This is a genomic window from Streptomyces niveiscabiei (assembly GCF_001419795.1).
Lineage (GTDB): Bacteria > Actinomycetota > Actinomycetes > Streptomycetales > Streptomycetaceae > Streptomyces > Streptomyces niveiscabiei.
Genome location: NZ_LIRL01000356.1, coordinates 19,346 through 19,831 on the forward strand (window position 1 = coordinate 19,346; position 486 = coordinate 19,831).

At 66.0% G+C, this 486-nt stretch carries 1 pseudogene; it reads right to left on the reverse strand.

Annotated elements, in window-relative coordinates:
- Positions 1-448: pseudogene (locus tag AOK24_RS18185) on the reverse strand (tyrosine-type recombinase/integrase); the annotation flags it as partial.
- Positions 449-486 lie beyond the last annotated feature (38 nt).

Genomic DNA, 486 nt, shown 5'->3' on the forward strand with positions numbered 1-486 from the left:
CGGCACCCTCGGCATGGGCCTCGTGCGGCAGATCTCGAGTGTCGGCCAGCTCGTAGATCTGACCGAGCACCCACGGCGGCACCTCGCCGATCAGGATCGCGTGAGCCAGCAAGCCACGCACCCCGGTCAGGATACGGTTTACCCGACGCTCGCCCCGCACCGGCACCGCTCCTGGCCCGGACACCACAGCACCCACCGACCTGTCGGCCTGTACCGGCGTGAACTTCAGCCACACCATGAACAGGCCCAGATCCTGGGCCGCTACCCGCCAATCCCGTGCGGTTCGTCGGCACCAACTCAAGTACAGGGCGACGTCACCGGCGTACGCCTTCGTGGTCAGCTCCGCGCGGTGTTGACCAAAGCGGAGATGGCGCAGCCATTGATCCGCTGGCCGCACCACGTCCAACCCGTCATCGATGACCGTCCAGTACCGCGTTCCGGACGGCATCCGAACCGGGAAAGCCCTCACTTTTCACCTCTTGCTCT